General features: G+C 45.6%; 14 protein-coding genes. 6 read left to right on the forward strand and 8 right to left on the reverse strand.

The features are described 5' to 3' along the window. Nucleotides 1–2 precede the first annotated feature (2 nt). From KKE17_10575 to KKE17_10590, 4 genes are all read right to left on the reverse strand, one after another. The gene (locus tag KKE17_10575) at nucleotides 3–1,046 is read right to left on the reverse strand and encodes a deoxyguanosinetriphosphate triphosphohydrolase (GenBank protein ID MBU1710436.1); all 1,044 of its coding nucleotides are present in this window, start codon (nucleotides 1,044–1,046) and stop codon (nucleotides 3–5) included. 161 nt (nucleotides 1,047–1,207) lie between these two features. Beyond that, a complete protein-coding gene (locus KKE17_10580; protein ID MBU1710437.1) occupies nucleotides 1,208–2,020 on the reverse strand; it encodes a carbonic anhydrase in 813 nt (270 codons plus the stop codon). 357 nt (nucleotides 2,021–2,377) lie between these two features. Continuing rightward, the gene (locus KKE17_10585) at nucleotides 2,378–4,357 is read right to left on the reverse strand and encodes an ABC-F family ATP-binding cassette domain-containing protein (GenBank protein MBU1710438.1); all 1,980 of its coding nucleotides are present in this window, start codon (nucleotides 4,355–4,357) and stop codon (nucleotides 2,378–2,380) included. Nucleotides 4,358–4,841: 484 nt separating this feature from the next. Then, nucleotides 4,842–5,102 carry a hypothetical protein gene (locus tag KKE17_10590; protein MBU1710439.1) on the reverse strand — a complete coding sequence of 87 codons (261 nt, stop codon included), beginning with the start codon at nucleotides 5,100–5,102 and terminating at the stop codon, nucleotides 4,842–4,844. Between the two features lie 316 nt (nucleotides 5,103–5,418). Here KKE17_10590 and KKE17_10595 point away from each other — a divergent pair, with 316 nt between their 5' ends. Both KKE17_10595 and KKE17_10600 read left to right on the forward strand, forming a co-directional pair. Then, complete coding sequence (locus KKE17_10595; GenBank protein MBU1710440.1) at nucleotides 5,419–6,546, forward strand: HAMP domain-containing histidine kinase; 1,128 nt, start codon at nucleotides 5,419–5,421, stop codon at nucleotides 6,544–6,546. A 200-nt stretch (nucleotides 6,547–6,746) separates the two neighbouring features. Further along, nucleotides 6,747–6,971, forward strand: a complete 225-nt coding sequence (locus tag KKE17_10600) for a hypothetical protein (protein MBU1710441.1) — start codon at nucleotides 6,747–6,749, stop codon at nucleotides 6,969–6,971. 75 nt (nucleotides 6,972–7,046) lie between these two features. Here KKE17_10600 and KKE17_10605 read toward each other — a convergent pair whose 3' ends face one another. Beyond that, nucleotides 7,047–7,580 carry a hypothetical protein gene (locus tag KKE17_10605; GenBank protein MBU1710442.1) on the reverse strand — a complete coding sequence of 178 codons (534 nt, stop codon included), beginning with the start codon at nucleotides 7,578–7,580 and terminating at the stop codon, nucleotides 7,047–7,049. A 146-nt stretch (nucleotides 7,581–7,726) separates the two neighbouring features. Between KKE17_10605 and KKE17_10610 the strand changes: the two genes are divergently transcribed. Beyond that, on the forward strand, nucleotides 7,727–8,131 hold the full coding sequence (locus tag KKE17_10610) for a hypothetical protein (protein MBU1710443.1): 405 nt from the start codon (nucleotides 7,727–7,729) through the stop codon (nucleotides 8,129–8,131). Nucleotides 8,132–8,189: 58 nt separating this feature from the next. Here the strand turns inward: KKE17_10610 and KKE17_10615 are convergent, their stop codons facing one another. The 3 genes from KKE17_10615 to KKE17_10625 form a co-directional block, all read right to left on the reverse strand. Further along, the gene (locus KKE17_10615; protein ID MBU1710444.1) at nucleotides 8,190–10,463 is read right to left on the reverse strand and encodes a PAS domain S-box protein; all 2,274 of its coding nucleotides are present in this window, start codon (nucleotides 10,461–10,463) and stop codon (nucleotides 8,190–8,192) included. After that, nucleotides 10,463–11,077 (reverse strand): YfiR family protein, encoded by a 615-nt coding sequence (locus KKE17_10620; GenBank protein MBU1710445.1) that lies wholly within the window; start codon nucleotides 11,075–11,077, stop codon nucleotides 10,463–10,465. Before KKE17_10620 ends, KKE17_10615 begins: the two co-directional genes overlap by 1 nt. A gap of 169 nt (nucleotides 11,078–11,246) precedes the next feature. After that, nucleotides 11,247–13,247, reverse strand: a complete 2,001-nt coding sequence (locus KKE17_10625; GenBank protein MBU1710446.1) for a TonB-dependent receptor — start codon at nucleotides 13,245–13,247, stop codon at nucleotides 11,247–11,249. A gap of 396 nt (nucleotides 13,248–13,643) precedes the next feature. Here KKE17_10625 and KKE17_10630 point away from each other — a divergent pair, with 396 nt between their 5' ends. The 3 genes from KKE17_10630 to KKE17_10640 all read left to right on the forward strand — a co-directional run bounded on the left by KKE17_10630 (nucleotide 13,644) and on the right by KKE17_10640 (nucleotide 17,841). Further along, nucleotides 13,644–14,402, forward strand: a complete 759-nt coding sequence (locus KKE17_10630; protein MBU1710447.1) for a 4Fe-4S dicluster domain-containing protein — start codon at nucleotides 13,644–13,646, stop codon at nucleotides 14,400–14,402. Between the two features lie 265 nt (nucleotides 14,403–14,667). Then, nucleotides 14,668–16,800, forward strand: coding sequence for a TonB-dependent receptor (locus KKE17_10635; GenBank protein ID MBU1710448.1), 2,133 nt, complete (start codon nucleotides 14,668–14,670; stop codon nucleotides 16,798–16,800). Nucleotides 16,801–16,812: 12 nt separating this feature from the next. Then, nucleotides 16,813–17,841 carry a DUF4198 domain-containing protein gene (locus tag KKE17_10640; protein MBU1710449.1) on the forward strand — a complete coding sequence of 343 codons (1,029 nt, stop codon included), beginning with the start codon at nucleotides 16,813–16,815 and terminating at the stop codon, nucleotides 17,839–17,841. Nucleotides 17,842–17,975: the final 134 nt, after the last annotated feature.

Genomic DNA, 17,975 nt, shown 5'->3' on the forward strand with positions numbered 1-17,975 from the left:
GTTTAAATAACGCTCCATGGTTTGGGGAAGAAAATATCGGTATAGAGATCAAGGGCATAACGGTCCGTCATCCCGGCAATAAAATCGCACACCTTTTTGTGTTTCGAGGTGTCCTTATCGTAAATGATATCGTTATCCCATTTTGTCCCGTGTTCTAAAAAATAATAATACAGCTCCCGAAGGATCTTGGTGGATTTGACAAAGTCATTGTGGACCTTGCTTACATCATAAACATGCGCATAGAGAAAGGTTCGGATATCTGCTATGGCCTGCATAATATCCTCGCTCATCACCAGACGATTTTCGCCGGTTTCAATGGTCCGATGGATCAGATCATTCACCATGGTGCCGATCCTCATGGAATGGCTGGCGCCGACCTTCTGGATGATAGCTTTCGGCAAATCATTTTTTTTGATTACGCCGGCCCTGATGGCATCGTCTAGATCATGATTCACATAAGCAATTATATCGGCAAGCCGGACAACGCGGCCTTCAAGGGTCGTTGGCAGTTCGGAGATATCATCCGGAAGTATTTCCTTTTTCCCTTTAGAATGCTTGGCGATCCCGTCTCGGACTTCAGCTGTGAGATTCAGCCCTTTTCCCTTTTTTTCAAGAATATCCACAACCCGCAGGCTTTGCTCATAATGCCTGAAACCGCCGGGATACAGTTCGTTTAAAGTTGCCTCTCCCGCATGGCCGAAAGGGGTGTGTCCCAGGTCGTGTCCCAGGGCGATTGCCTCAGTCAGGTGCTCGTTTAAACGCAGGGCACCGGCAATGGTTCGGGCAATCTGTGAAACCTCAAGCACATGGGTCAGGCGGGTACGGTAATGATCTCCGGTAGGGGCAAGAAATACCTGGGTTTTGTGTTTGAGCCGGCGGAAAGTCTTCGAATGGATGATTCGGTCACGGTCCCGTTGAAATGCCGTCCTGATCGGGCATTCTTCTTCGGGGTTCAGACGGCCTTTGCTGTGTTTGCTCAGACAGGCAAAGGGTGAGAGAATCTGCTCTTCTCTATCTTCCAGTTGTTGTCGTAGCAGTTTAGGCATTTAAATTACTCGGGTTGTTTAGGCTGTTGACTCAAGGCCAGGTGTTTCTTGTTGACAACCTCAACACCTTCAGCCAATAGCCTAAATTACTATTTAAAAAATTGTGAGAGGAAAGGACTTCTCTTTTCGTGAAGTACTTTCCTCTCACCTTGGCGTAGAAATTATTTCATTGCGGGAGCTAAACTTCCAACATGAGTTACGATGTCACCTTTGGGAATTTCCTGTAACAGTGGATCGCGCATGATTTTGTTGGGATCAGCCTCACCATTTATATTCGTAATAACCAGGGTGCCGCGGCCCTTTCCGTAATTATTGTTAAAATCATAGACGCCGCCGACAATGGCCATTTCACCGGAACTTATTTTTTCAGCATAGAGTTCCATTGCATATTTGACCTGATAATCAACATTCCGTTCAACATTCATGTCCCAGCGGGTCTTGAATTCGCCTTGCTGGTCATCGGCAGCCATCACCGGTTTCAGAGGATCAAGTTCCGCTTTGATGCCTTTTGTCTCGCCTGAATAATCACCCATGGCCGCTTTAACTGCGCCGCAGCTGGAATGACCCATGATCAGAAGAATTTTGGTGGGAAGGTGCCGGACGCCGTAATCAACTGAACCTTCGGAGTTTGCAACCTGGTTGCCGACATTTCTGATGATGAAGATATTATTGTTGGGATCCATGCCGAACAGGCCGGTGTGCACCCGTGAGTCGGCGCAGGTGACAACCGTGAGATTCGGGGTTTGGCCTGTCTGATAGGCTTCAAAAAAAGCGTTATCATGATGGCCGGTGAACTGGCTGTTGCCTTGGATCGCTGCCTTGATGGTTTCCATGGGAGTCATGGATTTCCCGGCCGCCCCATGGCCACCGCCATGACCGCCGTCGCTTGACGCAAAGACTGATGGAGCAAAAGCAAGTAACGCTGTAACCGCAGCTCCGGTAATGAGTTTTTTACACAAAGAATTCTGTTTCATTTGTACCCCTCCGTGTTGATAATTAATAGTTCGGACATACAAATCGGCTCCAGCTATCTCATTTACTTATGACGATCATGAAACCCACAAGTATTTCAGATGTTGGGGGGAAATATTGTCTGCCCGTTAATTTTTTCAGGTAAGAGTAAGAAAACTTCCCGGAATTTCCGGATTTAAACAAGTGATGTATACTGATAAATCGACAACTGGTCAAGCTTGTAGCTCTTTTTTCTCAACAAAAAAGAAAATTTCATGGATGCTTTTTTTTCGGCGTGAAAAACGAGAAAGGAAATCAACGGAAAAATGAACTCTCCATCCTTCACATCTTCCAATTGCTGTCCCTGATCCCTGAAACCTCTATAAGGCGTCTTGCCCAAAGGATTTTTCCGCTTCCTCGATTCTTGCCTGGGTCTCTTCCCAGGTTGCATATAATCTTTCGAGGCGTCGTCCAACTTCTTTATATTCTCGGCTTTTATCAGCAAAGGCATCCTGGTCTTTATACAGTTCCGGATCGGCAAGATAGCTCTCAACAAGAGATTTCCGCGCTTCATACTTTTCGATTTCTTTTTCAGCTTCATCGGCTTGAATTTTCAGGGGTCTCAGGATTTTGTTTTTGTCAATTCTGATTTGTGCCTGCGCTTGGCGGGCATTCCTGCCGCGGGCCGGGGCGGCATCAGTTGATTGAACGGCCTCGGACTGCGGTTTGCCTGGAAGCAAAGAAACTTTTCTGCTCTCTCTGGTTTTTTCGAGGTAGTAGGAGACATTGCCGTCAAAAAGGGTAGCTTTGCCGTCTTTGATTTCCAGGACTTTATTGACAAACTGATCAACAAAATAACGGTTATGGGAAACAACGATTATGGTGCCGTCGTATTGTTTCATTGCTTCCTGGAGGATTTCCTGGGACATCATGTCCAGATGATTAGTGGGCTCGTCCATGATCAACAGATTCGCCGGGGTAATAATCATCTTGGCAAGGGCCAGTCGACTTTTTTCCCCTCCGGAAAGGATAGAAACTTTTTTGTCCACATCATCGCCGCGGAACAGAAAGGCGCCCAGAATTGAACGATCCTGGGTAACACTCCGATCGCCTTCGACTTCTGAAAGGGTCTGCAATACGGTTAAATTCTGAGGAAGATCCTGAGCCTGGTGTTGACCGAAATAGGATGTCTTGACATTGTGGCCGAGGCGAATTGTATCTTTATCAGGGGTTATTTCTGCGGCAAGAAGCCGTACCATGGTGGATTTGCCGGCGCCGTTTACGCCCACCACGGCTATTTTTTCTCCTCGCTGCAATTCAAAGGAGATATCGGTAAAGACGTTTTTGTTGTTGTAGGATTTTGTAAGACCTTTAACCTCCAGAGCAAGGCGGCCACTGGGAAGAGCCGGAGGGAAACGGAATGAAATGGTGCTTTCCGAATCCTCCAGTTCAATCCGATCCAGTTTTGCCAGTTGTTTAACACGGCTCTGGACCTGTTTGGCCTTGGTTGATTTTGCCCGGAATCTTTCGACAAAACGCATGGTCTGCTGGATCTGCGCCTGCTGATTTTCGTAGGCGGCACGCTGGACCTGCATACGCAGTTCTTTTTCTACGAGATATTTTGTGTAGTTTCCCTTGTAAGCGGTCAGGGTTCCGCGGCTCAGTTCCCAGGTTGCGGAAGTCATGTTGTCAAGAAAAGCGCGGTCATGTGAGATAATTATCATTGCGCCCTGATAGGTGGTCAGAAAACTTTCAAGCCAGGTGAGACTTTCAATGTCAAGATGATTTGTCGGTTCATCCAGCAGCAGAAAAGAAGGTTTTGCAAGCAGATGTTTGGCAAGCATCAGACGCATGGTCCAGCCGCCGCTGAAAGTTGTGCAGTCTTTGGAAAGATCGGCTTCGGAAAAACCAAGGCCGGAAAGAACCGTTTCCACCTGAGATTTCATCCGGAAAATGTCTGCCCGTTCCAGTTCATGCTGTAATTCTCCCTGTTCGACAAGGAGAAGCGAATAACCGGCGGAACCTGAATCTTCCGAGCTCAGTCTGAGGTTGATCTCTTCGAGCCTGTTCTGCATTTCAATGATATTGCCGAAGGCGGATTCAGCCTCTTCATACAGTGACCTGCCGGATGGAAATGCGGTTATTTCCTGGGGAAGATAGCCGATGGTCGCATGTCTGGACCTGGTAACCACGCCGAAATCAGTTTCCTGAATTCCTGCAATTATTTTAAGCAGCGTGGATTTACCTGTGCCGTTTACCCCCACCAGGCCGATTCTGTCCTGCTCTCCGATACGTGCGGATAGCTCCTTGAATATATATTTGTTGCCGTATTGTAGATTGAGATCGTTGATTATGATCATTTATTTATGTTATCCGAAGAGATTAATTAGAGCCGCAGAAGATAGCATAAAAATGACCAAACTGCCAGATAGAATGCAGGCAAATCAAGCGAGTATCTTTGTCGTTTCATATTGAAGGAATTGAATTTGCCGATAATGGTGAATTCTGAGGCGCTTAATAATTTCTTTGTGTCCCGCTATTTTTTTCAGGTTTAAAATGCTTGTGGCCGTATTTTGATGCTTCGGCATTTCCGAACTGCTTTGCTGCTTGACGAAATCCCGTTTCCAACAGGTTCGCCGATGGGGGATTTCCTGTCACGCACTCATGGGTTTATACGATTCGCATTGGGGGCAGGGAGCAACGCCTTCGAATAATCCCGAAACTCCATGGATTCTCAAGGTTCAACATGAAAATAGTTTAGAGGTGGTGAAATAGATCAGGGTGGAGATGATTAACTGAAAAAATATCTTTAAACTGGATCTGCTGAAGGGAAGGAAAACGAAATTATTCAGATCCAAGGGTATAATCATTATTCCATCTGAACTGCAGGTCCGGCTTTTCGCGAAATTCGAGAATACCAATCTCAGACATTTGTTCCAGTACATCGGCCAGGAAATTACCCAGGGGGTTGGTGCTCCAGAAAATTCCCTTTGTGTCAGGGGTCATTTCCGAATCAGGTGACAGAATGTTCAGCGACTTGGCAATTGCCAGTTCTGCTTGGTCCCAATCAGTCCAGTCTGTAAGATTCTCTTTGAGTGATTTCATGGAATGCAAAATTACAGATTGCTCAATCGCTGTCAATGACAATCAGCTCCTTTTTCAGTAAAAGCGCAAAAAAAATATAAAAAGTAAAGCTTGTTGTAATCATTAAGAAAAACTCAAATTTACAAGTCCACAGATGTGTTGCAGATTGAGGTCGAATGTTCGTGAAGACCTTTTGGACAATTTTCACAGAAAGGAAGATTTTGCTTTTTACTCTATCCGTATGCTTTTTCTTGACTTTTCATGAATTCGGAAGTTAGGATTTTTTTGTGGACCCCATTTACAACAAATTTAAATTATCATGGAAACGGTTTAGATCATGGAAACCTATTTTGCCAAGCCTGAAAGGCTTGATGGTGCGGAATTATTGATGCAAATCAAGAGTGTTGTCAACAACCCGATCACCGAGGCAGTATTAAAATCCGTGACCGGCTGCATGATAATTTTGAATGAATACAGACAGATCCTTGCTTCAAATATCTCCTTTCTCGAATTAATCGGCATTACCAGCATAGAAGAAATCATAGGTCTCAGGCCCGGTGAAGCGATTAATTGTGTGCACGCTTATGATGCGCTTGGGGGATGCGGCACCACACGATACTGTTCAACCTGCGGCGCGGCCGTTGCGATTGTCACAAGTCTCGGCACCGACCATTATGCTGAAAGAAAATGTGCCGCCACGGTGAAAAAAAACGGCAAAGATGAGGATCTATTTCTCCATGTCCGTTCAACCCCGGTTAACATAACCGATAAACGTTTCCTGGTTGTGCTGCTTCAGGATATCACAACCCACGAAAGAAGGGCCGCTCTGGAAAGAATGTTTTTTCATGACTTGAATAATATCATGAACGGGCTTATCGGAGCTTCGGAAATTCTAACATTTATTGAATATGATAATGTCCAGGAAATTGCCGGACAAATCAAGCATCTCTGCCTCAGACTTTCAAAAGAAGTTGCGATCCAAAGAGCTTTGAGCGCAACCGAAGTGGGTAAATATCAAATATATATTGAGCCGATTCAGCCTGAAATTATTGTTCGGGATATACAAAATATTTTCGCCGTCCATCCGGCTTCCAAGAACAAAATAATCACAATTCCGGAAATCTTGCCCAATAAGCCGGTCATAACAGATTATTCTTTATTGATGAGAATTCTGACCAACATGATTACCAACGCCCTTGAAGCTACAGATGAAGGCGGAAAAGTGAAATTCTGGATTGAGTCTTGTCTGGATACGGTGAATTTTCTTGTTTGGAGCAAGAAAAACATCCCGGATAATATCGCATTGCGGATATTTCAACGTCATTTCAGCACAAAAAATGGAGACGGAAGAGGATTCGGGACTTATTCCATGAAAATATTCGGTGAGCATTTTCTTAACGGACAGGTGGATTTCATCTCGACTCCAAAATCCGGTACGACTTTCAGTTTATCACTGCCTGCATAGGACGATGACTCGTAAATATACTGAAAAATCCTGACAAGGACAGTGCATCTTTAGCTTATTTATTTTCAACATAGAAATATTAACCAATTAAATCAGATAACTGATATCCTTAATTGTTGACTGATAATTGGTTTATATTTATAAATGTGGTTGTTAACTGTTTAATTAATCATTGAACAACCAGGTACAGGAGTATCTTTATGGCTGATTGTGAACTGCTTGAAAATTGTCTTTTTTTCAATGATAAGATGGAAAATATGCCGGATGCATCTGAAGTAATAAAAGAATATTATTGTCGGAAAATGTATAAACGATGCGCCAGATTCGTCTATAAAAAGGTAACCAACGAAGTGCCAGGCGAATTTTACCCCAACGACATGAGCAAGGTTGCAAAAAATCTCGGTTGGGACATAAGCTGGGATTGAACCGGTAATAAAATTGAAATTCGTCTGTATTTTTTTGATTTGACCACACAGGGCAATTGATATTTCTCGTCTCTCTTAATCTGTTTCTCCCTCCATGCTATAACACTCGACGATCATTGAATCGGCAAGTGTATGCTGTTCGTCTCCTTCATCAGTAGCAGCCAGAACTCTTTCAAAACATATGCGTGCCTCCTGGTATTTGGAAAACCCCTCCAGGAGTATTTGTCCTTTCATGTTCAGCGCGACTGGGAATTTCGGTTCTTCTTTCAAGAGGGCGTTTACTTTCTTTAATGCCTCGTTGAAATTCGAAGATCCTATGAGGATGCCGATGCTCTGGATGGCCTTGGCATGTTTTACTGTCAAACTGAGTTGAGCCTTGTTGCCAAGTCCGAAGAGACCGAGGACATCGTTGATGTCATTATTTATGACAATAATGATCATACTGATCCCTATACTGTAGATCAAAGGGTAACCAATGCCATAGAGCAGCAATGCTCGTTGAAAATACCCCCAGACGCCACCGATAATCACAAAAGGAACGAGGAGGATTATAAAAAATTTGAGAAAGTCACCAACGATATTGAGATCTTGCACGGGCTTTGCGGGCATGCTGCCTCCGGACCATAAATCTTAGTTAGTTTTCATTAAATCTTTGCTTTAAAGGATAATTATATAGATTATACTCATTTTTAGATGGATTACTCAACACCGACACCAGGAAACGTGCATATTTATCGTACTGTTTGAGGAAATAAATGAGCAAAGGATTAACCGCAATACCCCGGAGATTTTTCCAGGCATGCTCCATTCTGCTTTTTCTGCTGATGTTCCTTCTTCTTTTCTTTTATATTTCGGAACGACGCAATAAAGCTTTTAACGACCCCAAAGGAAAAATCGAGACAGTTGCCGATTATCTCCGGCAGATGGGAAATCCTCAGAGGATCTTCAGCGCAGTGAAGGATGGCGAGGCTTATGTGCTGGTTTATGGAGAGAGAAAGGGCAGGGCATCGGGGCCTCCTGCGTATCTTTTCACAACTGACGGATTTCTTTTTGACTGGTGTCCCGATATCGGCGACACCCCGTTTATTCATGGAAGATTTTATCTTGACCACGTGCAGATTATCGAAGAAATACCTCTTACATCAATTACCCGGAAATAAATAATTCCATGAAAATGGCTATTGATTTAAGATGATACCGGCAGATAAGCACAAGGATTTAAACAGGGGATGAGACTTTGGGTTTGCCCCTTCTTTTATCCAGACATTCCCGAACACTCATTGCCAGATCCCGCATGATGATCGGTTTCATGATGAATTTCTTTATGCCCATGTCATTGGCAATTTTTTCATTGACGGTTTCACTGAATCCCGTGCAGAGGATAACAGGTATATCCCATCTTACCCCAAGAATCGCCTGAGCAAGCTGTATGCCGTTTTTCCGCGGCATTGCCATGTCGGTTATAACCAGATCGTAATCATCCGGATTGTTCAAAAAAAGATCATACGCCTCTTGTGAATCGGAAACTGCGGTCACCCGGTATCCGAGAGCAGTGAGCATCTCTCTTTCCATGCTGACGATTGGCACTTCATCGTCAACAACCAGAATGTGTTCATTTCCTCCCGGGGTGGACCCAACCTTTACTTCCTCATGGACTTCACCATCTTCAATTGCCGGGAAGTAAACGTGAAAGGTTGTTCCGGCGCCGGGCTCGCTGTAAACCGTAATGTCGCCTCCATAACTTTTTACAATACCGTGCACCACGGACAAGCCCATTCCGGTTCCTTCGCCAAGGGGTTTGGTGGTGAAGTATGGCTCGAAAATTCTTGACAGAGTTTCTTTGCTCATGCCGTGACCGGTATCGCTGACCTCAAGCATTACATGGGAGCCGGGAGAAAGACTGATATTTTTTCCGGCATCCTCTGGAGATATGCTGACCCGTTTGAGTTTTAAGCCAAGTACGGCATTGTCCTGATCGCGCAGGGAATGGTAGGCGTTTGTGCAAAGATTCATCATGACCTGATGAATCTGAATGGGATTGCCCAAAACAGAGCCGGAATTGCTATCGATATCCTGGCGGATTTCAATAGAGGTGGGAATGGTCGCACGCAACAGTTTCAATGCCTCTTTGACGATCAAATGCACCAGAACAGGATTTTGATCCTGGGGCGCCTGACGGCTGAAGGTGAGAATCTGTCTGACAAGTTCTTTGGCGCGGGTTCCAGCCTTAAGTGCTTCAACGAGTCGATCACTGACATCGTTACCCGCCGGAAGCAGCAATTGTGCAAGTTCAATATTTCCCAGCAATGAAGTGAGGATATTATTAAAATCATGGGCGATGCCGCCGGCAAGAGTGCCGATGGATTCCATTTTCTGTGACTGGGCGAGTTGCAGTTCAAGCTTGATCTTGTCATCCTCGGCTTTCAATCGATCAGTTATGTCTCGGGCAAGGGCCATAATGAATTGCTGGCCGCCTATTTCAAGGAGTCCCAGCTTGACCTCTACCTGGAAGGTCGTGCCGTCTTTGCGGCGATGCTCGCTGGTCAGGGTGACCGTGTGGTCTGAGGTAAGTTTATCCCAATATTTTTCTTTAAAATTTTCGGGTTGGGATATATTGGCAATGTCGTTCACACACATGGAAAGTAATTCATCCCGCGTATATCCCAGGCTCTCACATGCCCGTTGATTCACATCCACAAAACAGCCGTTTGCATCATGCAGGAAAAATGCGTCGACAGCCTGGTCAACCAGGGTGCGAAACCGCTTTTCACTTTCCCTCAATGCGATTTCCCTGGATTCTAATTGACCCAGCATATCATTAAAATCATCAACCAGACGGCCGACTTCGTCATTGCCGTATTTAACTGCTCTTGAGGTGAAATCCTGTTCCTCTGAAATACGTCTTGTAACAGCTGCGAGGGATACCACAGGGTCTGAGATTATTCGCTGAAGATTTGAAGCAAGAATTTTTGCAAAGAAAAGGGTCAGGAATACTACTACGGTGAGAATGAAAATCGCGGCCTTACGGACATCCTTGAGTTCACTGAGGTCATCAACTAGATAGAGGGTCCCCAGGATGCTGCCTCCAACGATAATATCACGTTGCACCCATAGACCTTTGCTTGCCTGGACCTGATTAAACACCGTATCAAATTTATTAATTGAGGGGTTTTCATCTTCTTTCCAATTTGTATGAGCGGCAAACAGCTTATCGTCAGAGGTAGTTATCTTGGCCAGAACTATACTGGGCTTTGCATCAAGAGAAGCCAGAATATTTTGAGCATCATCCGGAACATTGAATGCAAGTGCGGCTTCACAGTTTTTACCGACGATTTCTGAAAGACTTATGAGGTTTTCATGATAAAACACCTTGTATTGATTGATGATGAACAGATAAAAAGCAAGACAGGCCAGGATGACTGCGGTTGAACTTGTAAACAGTACTATGAAAGCGAGTTTTTTCCGGATGGAGAGATCTTTAAAGAAATGCATCAGAATCCCTCCCTTCTGTTTTGGCTGGTAATGACTCTTACAGCAATTTCCTGAAGTTTGGCGCTGATACCGAGATTTGCATTGTTGAGTTGTACCCGGTTTATTTCCCAGCGGATCTTGTTGTCATCCGTGGAGATGAAATTAATCATGCCGCCGGCTTCAAGAAAACCCTCTTCATCGGAAACGGTGAGAACCGGAGCATTTTTGAGACTGCGAATTATTGCCCTGAAATTTGCTTTTTCAGAACTGCTGATAAAAAGAAGTTTGCAGCAGACCAGATCGATATCTTGATCAAAAGTATCAAAATATCGAATTTCAACCTCCTTGTTGGTTGATTTTCTTATGTGCTCCCTGACCTTATCAAGTGATTGGTTGATAGGGGATTTGCCGATAACATTGATTGCAATCAGTTCTTGGTTTTCACTTGTCGGCCATTGAATGAAATGAAAAAAATTATAGAGATACGCCGCTTTGAGTTCATACTCACCTGCGCGTGACGCGGAGTTTTCAGCGTATACCGTCATCGGGAAGACATCCAGAAGAGAAACAATAAGAAGGGCAAGGAGCAGATGTTTCAGCGCTGTCTTATATGTTGAATGGAAAGTAATAAACAAAAATATACCATCTTTGAATAGAACTTTTAACGGTTCGTATTAGTATTGATTGTGGTGAACAACTTTATTTAACAGCCAGATTCTTTTTTTATCAATTTATCTTTTAATCGTGCCTCAACTCCCATTAACAGGGTTGCCTGCTAAACAACCTGCCTTGTGTTTTCGTTACTTAAAAATGCGCGGCAATCTCTGCCCAGAAACTTCTGCCTTCCATGGGATAATCATTGGGTACATACGCTCCTTCTGGCACTGCAGGGGCATAGGGGCTGGGGATACGACCGATCTCATCAAAAAGGTTGCGTACCGCTAGGGCCATGTCCCAATGCCTGGAGATATTCTTACGCCTTAAAGTCAGGTTGACAAGTTCATAATCTTCGATATCAGACCGTGGATCACCTGCAGCACGGTGGCGGTCAGCGATCCAGTAAAATTGGCTATCCAGGGACCAGTCTTTCATAAAAGCCCAGTGAGGGTTCAGATAGAATTGCTGGCCCGGCGCATCCGGCACCAGACTGTCGGTATCTATATATCTCGAACGCTGTCGGGCATAGTTGGCACGCAGCAAGAGGCTGTCCATAATCTCCCAGTCCATCTCAAATTCTAAGCCCTGCCCATTCTGTTCGCCGTAGTTGGTATACGGCTGCGGCAATGCCCCTGTGAGCTGGATAATATTCTTGGCCTCGTAGGCATAGACACTGGTTACAAGGCGCAGGTTTCTGAGGGGCTGGTAGTCCACGGCCAGCTCCAGGGTCTCGATCTCCTCCGGGTCCAGGTCCGGATTACCTGTGACCTGGAGATTATTTTTGACCCATTGCTCTCCAAAGGCAGGAGCGCGGAAGGCCTGGCCATACATAAGTTTGGTGATCAGATCGTAACGGGTCTCCCAGACCAGGGCAGCCCTGGGATTGGTAGTTGAACCGAAATCACTGTACTCGTCATAACGGACACCGGCCGTAAGTTCCCAGCCCTTGGCAAAACACCATTCATCCTGGATTACGCCAAAAAAAAGCCTGCGGTTGGCGTCATTCATGTAAATATGGTCCGGATCCGTGACATGAACCAGGTCTCCGAACTGGTCAGCCCCGGCGGCCGGGCCAAAGTTTTTATACTGGTCCGGTTCATAATCATAATTCTTCCATCCCGCCACCAGTCGCAATTGGTGGTCGCGGAAGCCTGTGTAGAGGCTGCTCAGTTCGACGCCACCATCCTGGCTTTCACTGATCGGATTGCCCTGCATATTAAGAAAGGCCGGCGGCAATTGCTGTAAAAAAGTATCAGCGTGAAAATAGGAATAATAGAGCCGGCCATAAAGCTGCCAGTCTTGGAGTACCTTATTTTCATAGTTGAGGTCAGCCAGCAGGCTGGTTCTATCAATCTCATTGCCATCAGTGAGGGCCTGCAGACTTCCAAGGCCCGCGGCCGTTTCCTGCAGGTTGGAGTAGAGGTTGAGGTTCCAGTTGTCCTTGCGTAGATTGAGATGAGTATCCAGTAATTCGTAAGAGGTGTCAATGGGGCCAGGTGCATCGGATTTAGTCGGATCGGCCGGAGGCAGGCCAGGGGCTGAGGTATGAACAAAATCTTTGTCAATGATCCGGTCCTTATCGCCTGAAGTTTTTTGCCACTCAAGGCCTAAGGCCAGTTTCCAGCCGCCATAGTTTGCGCCATGCTGGAGCCATACATCGCTGGTATCAAAGGAGCCGTAACGGGCGCCTGATTTGGTGCCCGCCAACTCCTGACCGTTCTTGATAATGACATTGATCACCCCGGAAAAAGCGTCGGCGCCATGCAGTGCCGAGCCAGGCCCCCGGATCACTTCCACCCGGGAGATCATGGCCACCGGCATTTTAAAGGCGGAACCCCGGCCGCCCGTATAGTTGCTGGTAAAAGGCACGGAATTAATCAGCAGCAGGACATGAGGGTTGGAGACTGCATGAATGCCGCGAATAGACCAGATCGACCCCAAAAAAGCGGTGCCTGAAGGCTCCACATGGAGGCCCGGCACCGCCTCCAAGACTTGATCGAGTGTGGTAGCCCCCATTTTTTCAATCTGCTCGGAGGTAATGACCGTGGTCACCGATGGTGCAAGTTTGAGAGGTTTTGAGTTGCCGGTGGCAAGGGTGACTTCAAGTTCAATAAGCTGCTCGATATCCATGGAAAGAAGCTGTTCCATGTTCAGTTGTTGCTCATCTGCAATGGCGGGACTGTGAAGGGAAATAATGAGAGTTAATAAGGCAAACGACAGGCGAATAACGTTATACAAATGCATATATTTTTTTACAGAGAAATATCGCATAGAACACCATCACGAGAATGAAGTAACTTTTTGAATTATTACAAATAATTAAACAATAATTTTATACATGTCAATATATCAATTCCTTTGCCTGTAATTATGTGATCAAATCAATACGATTCTGCAAATATCAATGGCCAGAGCCGGCTTTTGGGAGGCGCAGCAAAATAATATTTTTTGTTAATCGGAATTGAAACTCAAGAAAAGTGTTGTATAGTTGACTAGTTTTATTAACAGAATTTTTAATAGCCAACCATCGCGGTTTATTCTTAAATGCAATACGCAATGCTCATAGATTTGAACAGATGTATCGGCTGTCATTCCTGTGCCGTGGCCTGCCGGGCAATCTGGCAGGTGCCGGTGCCGCACCAGAGAAGCTGGGTCCATCGACTCGGGCCTGCTGAAACTCCGTTCGGCCTTGCTTCAACCTATTATCCGGGGCATTGCAACCAATGTGACAAACCTGCCTGTATCCCGGTCTGTCCGGTCACGCCTGTCCCCAAAGAATTTCGCCATCAGGGGACCGGACTGGCAAAGACAATCCAGGTTTCCGCTACTTGGAAAAACCCATTCAACGGGATTGTCGAGATTGATAAATCAAGATGCATCGGTTGCGGAGCCTGTGTTAAGGGATGCCCGTATAATGCACGTTTTGTGAATGATGCGAAAAAACCACTCAAAGCTGATAAATGCGATTTCTGCCAGGGGCGACTGGATCAGGGACTTGAACCATTTTGTGTTGAAACCTGTATCGGCAGCGCCAGGATTTTCGGCGATATCACAGACCCGCAATCAGCAATATCTCAGTACATAAAGGATGGCGCCATAAAGCTCGAATCCCCGGATGTCCGAATTGGCCCCAATGTGTTGTATTCCGGAAATAAACGAGACATCTATCTGCTCACCGAAACCAGCACTCCAAGCCTGTTGCCCCAAGTCTCCCAACGCCGGATCATTTTAGGGGAACTGGTGAAACCATCATCACAACGATTGAACAAAGCTGTTTCGTCTGAAAACCGCAAATTATCCTGATTTGTTTTCCTTCTTGATAATCAAATCTGACAGTTCATCCCCCTGCCTAAAGAATAGAATCTTTTTAAGATCAAAGAAACATTCTTCGTTTTTTTGATTAGCCCTCCTTTATTTTTTCTCCAGCCGCACCACAAAGTTGATGCGACAATTTGCCACATTTTCAGCCTTATTAAGAAATGTTATCTTCCCGTCCAACTACCACATCGTGGCAGTCTGCTGTTTGCTTCAATAAATAACGTAATTTCAGGAAGAAGGGGAGGGGGTTTTGAAAAAGAGCATATTACTCGCAACTGCAGTTGTTCTTGCCATGCAATCAAATGCCGGTGCTGAAGAAGTGAAAAAAGAACTTGACGAGGTAAGTGTCACCGCAACCAGAATCGAAAGAAAGACTGCCGAAGTCCCGGCGTCAATTGCAGTGATTTCCGAAGAGCAGATTAACGATACCAAGATGTTCAATGTTAAGGAAGCCCTCACCGGCACTCCTGGAGTGTTAATCGAGACGACCAATCAGGGATATGACTCGCGACTGATTATTCGCGGCGCTGGTCTTAAAGCTGCTTATGGAGTTCGCGAGATCATGGTGCTCCGCGATGGAGTTCCGGTGACCGACCCGGATGGCATGACCCGCCTTGATATGGTCGACACGCAGAACATCGAGCGCATCGAAGTGGTTAAGGGGCCGAACTCAACATTGTGGGGCGCCAATGCATCCGGAGGAGTCATAAACATCATCACAAAAAATCCGCTGGAAAGAAAAGGCGGCACCATAAAACTCGGAGCAGGAGATTTCGATACTTATAATCTGCATGCTTCCTATACCGATGACATATCGGAAAAACTCTATTACAGCGCCAGTCTTTCCAGGCGAGAGACCAGTAACTCATGGCGACGCTGGAATGAATTCGAAACCACCCAGTTGAGCGTCCAACCGTATGTGGTTCTGGATGACGGGTCAACCTGGGAGAATAATATCAGCTACTCCAAGGCTGATCTGCAGTTGTCCGGATCCCTTGACGAAGCCATGTTCCAAGAATACCTGCAAACCGGAGAAGCTAATCAAACAACAGGACAGTGGCAGTATTCGGGGCGCTATTCCGATTCGTATTTTGTAAGTTCGAAAGTCACCAAGGAATTGGGAGATTTGGAATTTATCCCTCTCGTCTATGTCAATTACTGGGAACACCATCACCCGGTAACCGGCAGGATCAACGATGCCGAAACCTGGACCATGGGAACTGATTTCCAGTTCAATTACAAGCATAAGGTTGCTAGCGAAGCAGCCACAATGACTGTTGGTATTACGGTCAGATTTGATGACCAGAAAACCGAGTACTATAAATATGCTGACATTGCATTAGGGGTAGATCCTCCGGGTCCAAGTCCGGCCCCGATAGATCATGTATTGTCTGATGCTGTGGGAGATCATATGGAAACACAGACCCGGGAAGCGCTTCTTTACGGGCTTTATGTACAGGAATCCTTTTCCCCCGTTAAAAAAACCGTGGTTGATGTCGGCGCACGAGTTGATGTGATTGATTTCAAAATTATCAGTAATGCGGATTGGGAATACAATTGGGGAACGAAAAATTATGGTATTCCAAGTGTACCGTATACTGAAACGAATAAGAGCTATACCGCATTCAGCCCGAGAATCGGTGCCAACTACGAGCTGACCGAGCAATTTCATACTTTCATAAGTGCATCAACCGGGGTCAATACACCCAGTGAGAGCGAAATAAACGACAACCCGAACCTGGAAATGGTGGAAACCCAAAGTTACGAACTGGGGCTTAAAGGGCGAGGGGGAAATTGGACCTTTGATTCCTCGGTATACTATTCACCAGTAAAAAATGAGGTTGTCAAGGTTGCCCAATCTGACCATACCGACTATGTCAATGCCGGAAAAACCCTGAAAAAGGGTTTTGAGTTTGCCGGTTCCTACACTCTTCTTGATAGTCTAAACATAGGTACCAGCTATACCTATTCCGACTACACTTTTGAAGAATTTAATGAACCGACTGGTTCTTACGTTTTTCCAATAGGGATGGTCTATCAGGATAATTTCAGAAACGGTAATCGATTGCCGTATATACCGGTACATCAATATTCCCTTTTTGCTTCCTACAAGCATCAGACCGGTTTCAAGGCGAAAATTCAATCGCATACCTGGGGTTCCTATTACATGGACAATGCCAATACAGAGAAGTACGAAGGGTATGATTTTGTGACCAACCTAATGCTGGGTTACGAAACCTCCAGATACGATTTCAGCGTCAATATTGATAACCTTTTTGATGATCAGTATGCCGTTGAGGTAACCAAGGATCTTGCCCTTGTAAAAAGCTACAAGCCTGGTGCACCGAGAACCATCATGGCCCGTGTGAATCTGAAATTTTAAAGGAATATGTATATGAAGGCCTTCATTAAAACACTTACGATTGCCTCATTCTTGCTGATTCTACCTCTGGTCTCAATGGCATCAATCAGCAAGGATGAACTCTGGTTCTCCGCCATGCCCAAAATGACGCATGAATCAGGGCATGACACGAATCGGCCTGCCGGGAAAAAATCCGGCGGTCGACCCGGGGGAGCTGATACCGGGCATTCCGCTCATGAGTCGGAGCATCGTCCCAAGCCGGAAAGGACTTACTGGCTCAACTCCTGCGGCATAACAGAAGATGCAAAGGCGTTTCTGCTCAGGCCGGAAGGAGAGGTTCTCCCGGTGCCGATTAAACGAGAGGAACATGAGGTAAGTGTTAAGGTGAAAACCCCTTTTGGCGAAGGGCCTGCCCACGGCGCAAATAATGTCTATCTGGCAGATCAGTTTGTTGACGGAAAAACCCTCTATGCAAATTCTGCCAAATGGCTGACCATTCATCATAATTGCGGCTGGGGCCATGAGCATAAATTCAACAAGAAGCGTTTGCTCCCGCAGTCTTATTCTATAATCCCTCTGGAGATTGTTGTAGATAATCTCTGGGACTCAAACTTCCATTCCACCGTCATGTCCGGGGACACCATCTCGCTACAGGTACTATCCTTTGGAAAACCTGCTGCGAAAGCAACTGTGACAATTGAATCCGATCGGGGCTGGAAAAAACAGATCACCACCGATGAGCAGGGCAGGGCAAGTTTTCAGATGGTCAGGGATTATTATCCTGATGCCTGGAATTTGTTTAATAGAAGTAAACCGGGAAAATTTAAATTGTCCGCCCTTTATTCCGGAAACATACGGGGTGAATATAATGGCCAATCCTATGAAAATGCAAAAATGACCTCGACATTTACCTGGCGCTATTACCCGGCAAGGAATGAATACGTCTCCTACACTTATGGACTCATCGCAGCCTTTCTTGCTCTGACGTTCAGCGGATTAGGTGTCTACATCTATCGCGAGAGACGTAAAAAACCGTATAAAGAGATAACGCTCAAAGAATGACGGATTACTGAAAAATCCGTCTTACCGATTAAGGAGGGCTAAGTAAAAATTCGATATACAAGGAGTATTGGTGGCACAAAAGCGGAGGCATATGTTTAAGATGTCGAGCATTTTGGGTACCGGTACGACACAGT

Source organism: Pseudomonadota bacterium (assembly GCA_018823135.1).
GTDB lineage: Bacteria > Desulfobacterota > Desulfobulbia > Desulfobulbales > CALZHT01 > JAHJJF01.

Coding starts and splice junctions, on each gene's coding strand:
- KKE17_10640 (MBU1710449.1), top strand. CDS start 16,813: ATGAAGGCCTTCATTAAAACACTTACGATTGCCTCATTCTTGCTGATT.
- KKE17_10630 (MBU1710447.1), top strand. CDS start 13,644: ATGCAATACGCAATGCTCATAGATTTGAACAGATGTATCGGCTGTCAT.
- KKE17_10615 (MBU1710444.1), bottom strand. CDS start 10,463: ATGCATTTCTTTAAAGATCTCTCCATCCGGAAAAAACTCGCTTTCATA.
- KKE17_10585 (MBU1710438.1), bottom strand. CDS start 4,357: ATGATCATAATCAACGATCTCAATCTACAATACGGCAACAAATATATA.
- KKE17_10575 (MBU1710436.1), bottom strand. CDS start 1,046: ATGCCTAAACTGCTACGACAACAACTGGAAGATAGAGAAGAGCAGATT.
- KKE17_10595 (MBU1710440.1), top strand. CDS start 5,419: ATGGAAACCTATTTTGCCAAGCCTGAAAGGCTTGATGGTGCGGAATTA.
- KKE17_10590 (MBU1710439.1), bottom strand. CDS start 5,102: ATGAAATCACTCAAAGAGAATCTTACAGACTGGACTGATTGGGACCAA.
- KKE17_10625 (MBU1710446.1), bottom strand. CDS start 13,247: ATGGAACAGCTTCTTTCCATGGATATCGAGCAGCTTATTGAACTTGAA.
- KKE17_10605 (MBU1710442.1), bottom strand. CDS start 7,580: ATGCCCGCAAAGCCCGTGCAAGATCTCAATATCGTTGGTGACTTTCTC.
- KKE17_10600 (MBU1710441.1), top strand. CDS start 6,747: ATGGCTGATTGTGAACTGCTTGAAAATTGTCTTTTTTTCAATGATAAG.
- KKE17_10610 (MBU1710443.1), top strand. CDS start 7,727: ATGAGCAAAGGATTAACCGCAATACCCCGGAGATTTTTCCAGGCATGC.
- KKE17_10580 (MBU1710437.1), bottom strand. CDS start 2,020: ATGAAACAGAATTCTTTGTGTAAAAAACTCATTACCGGAGCTGCGGTT.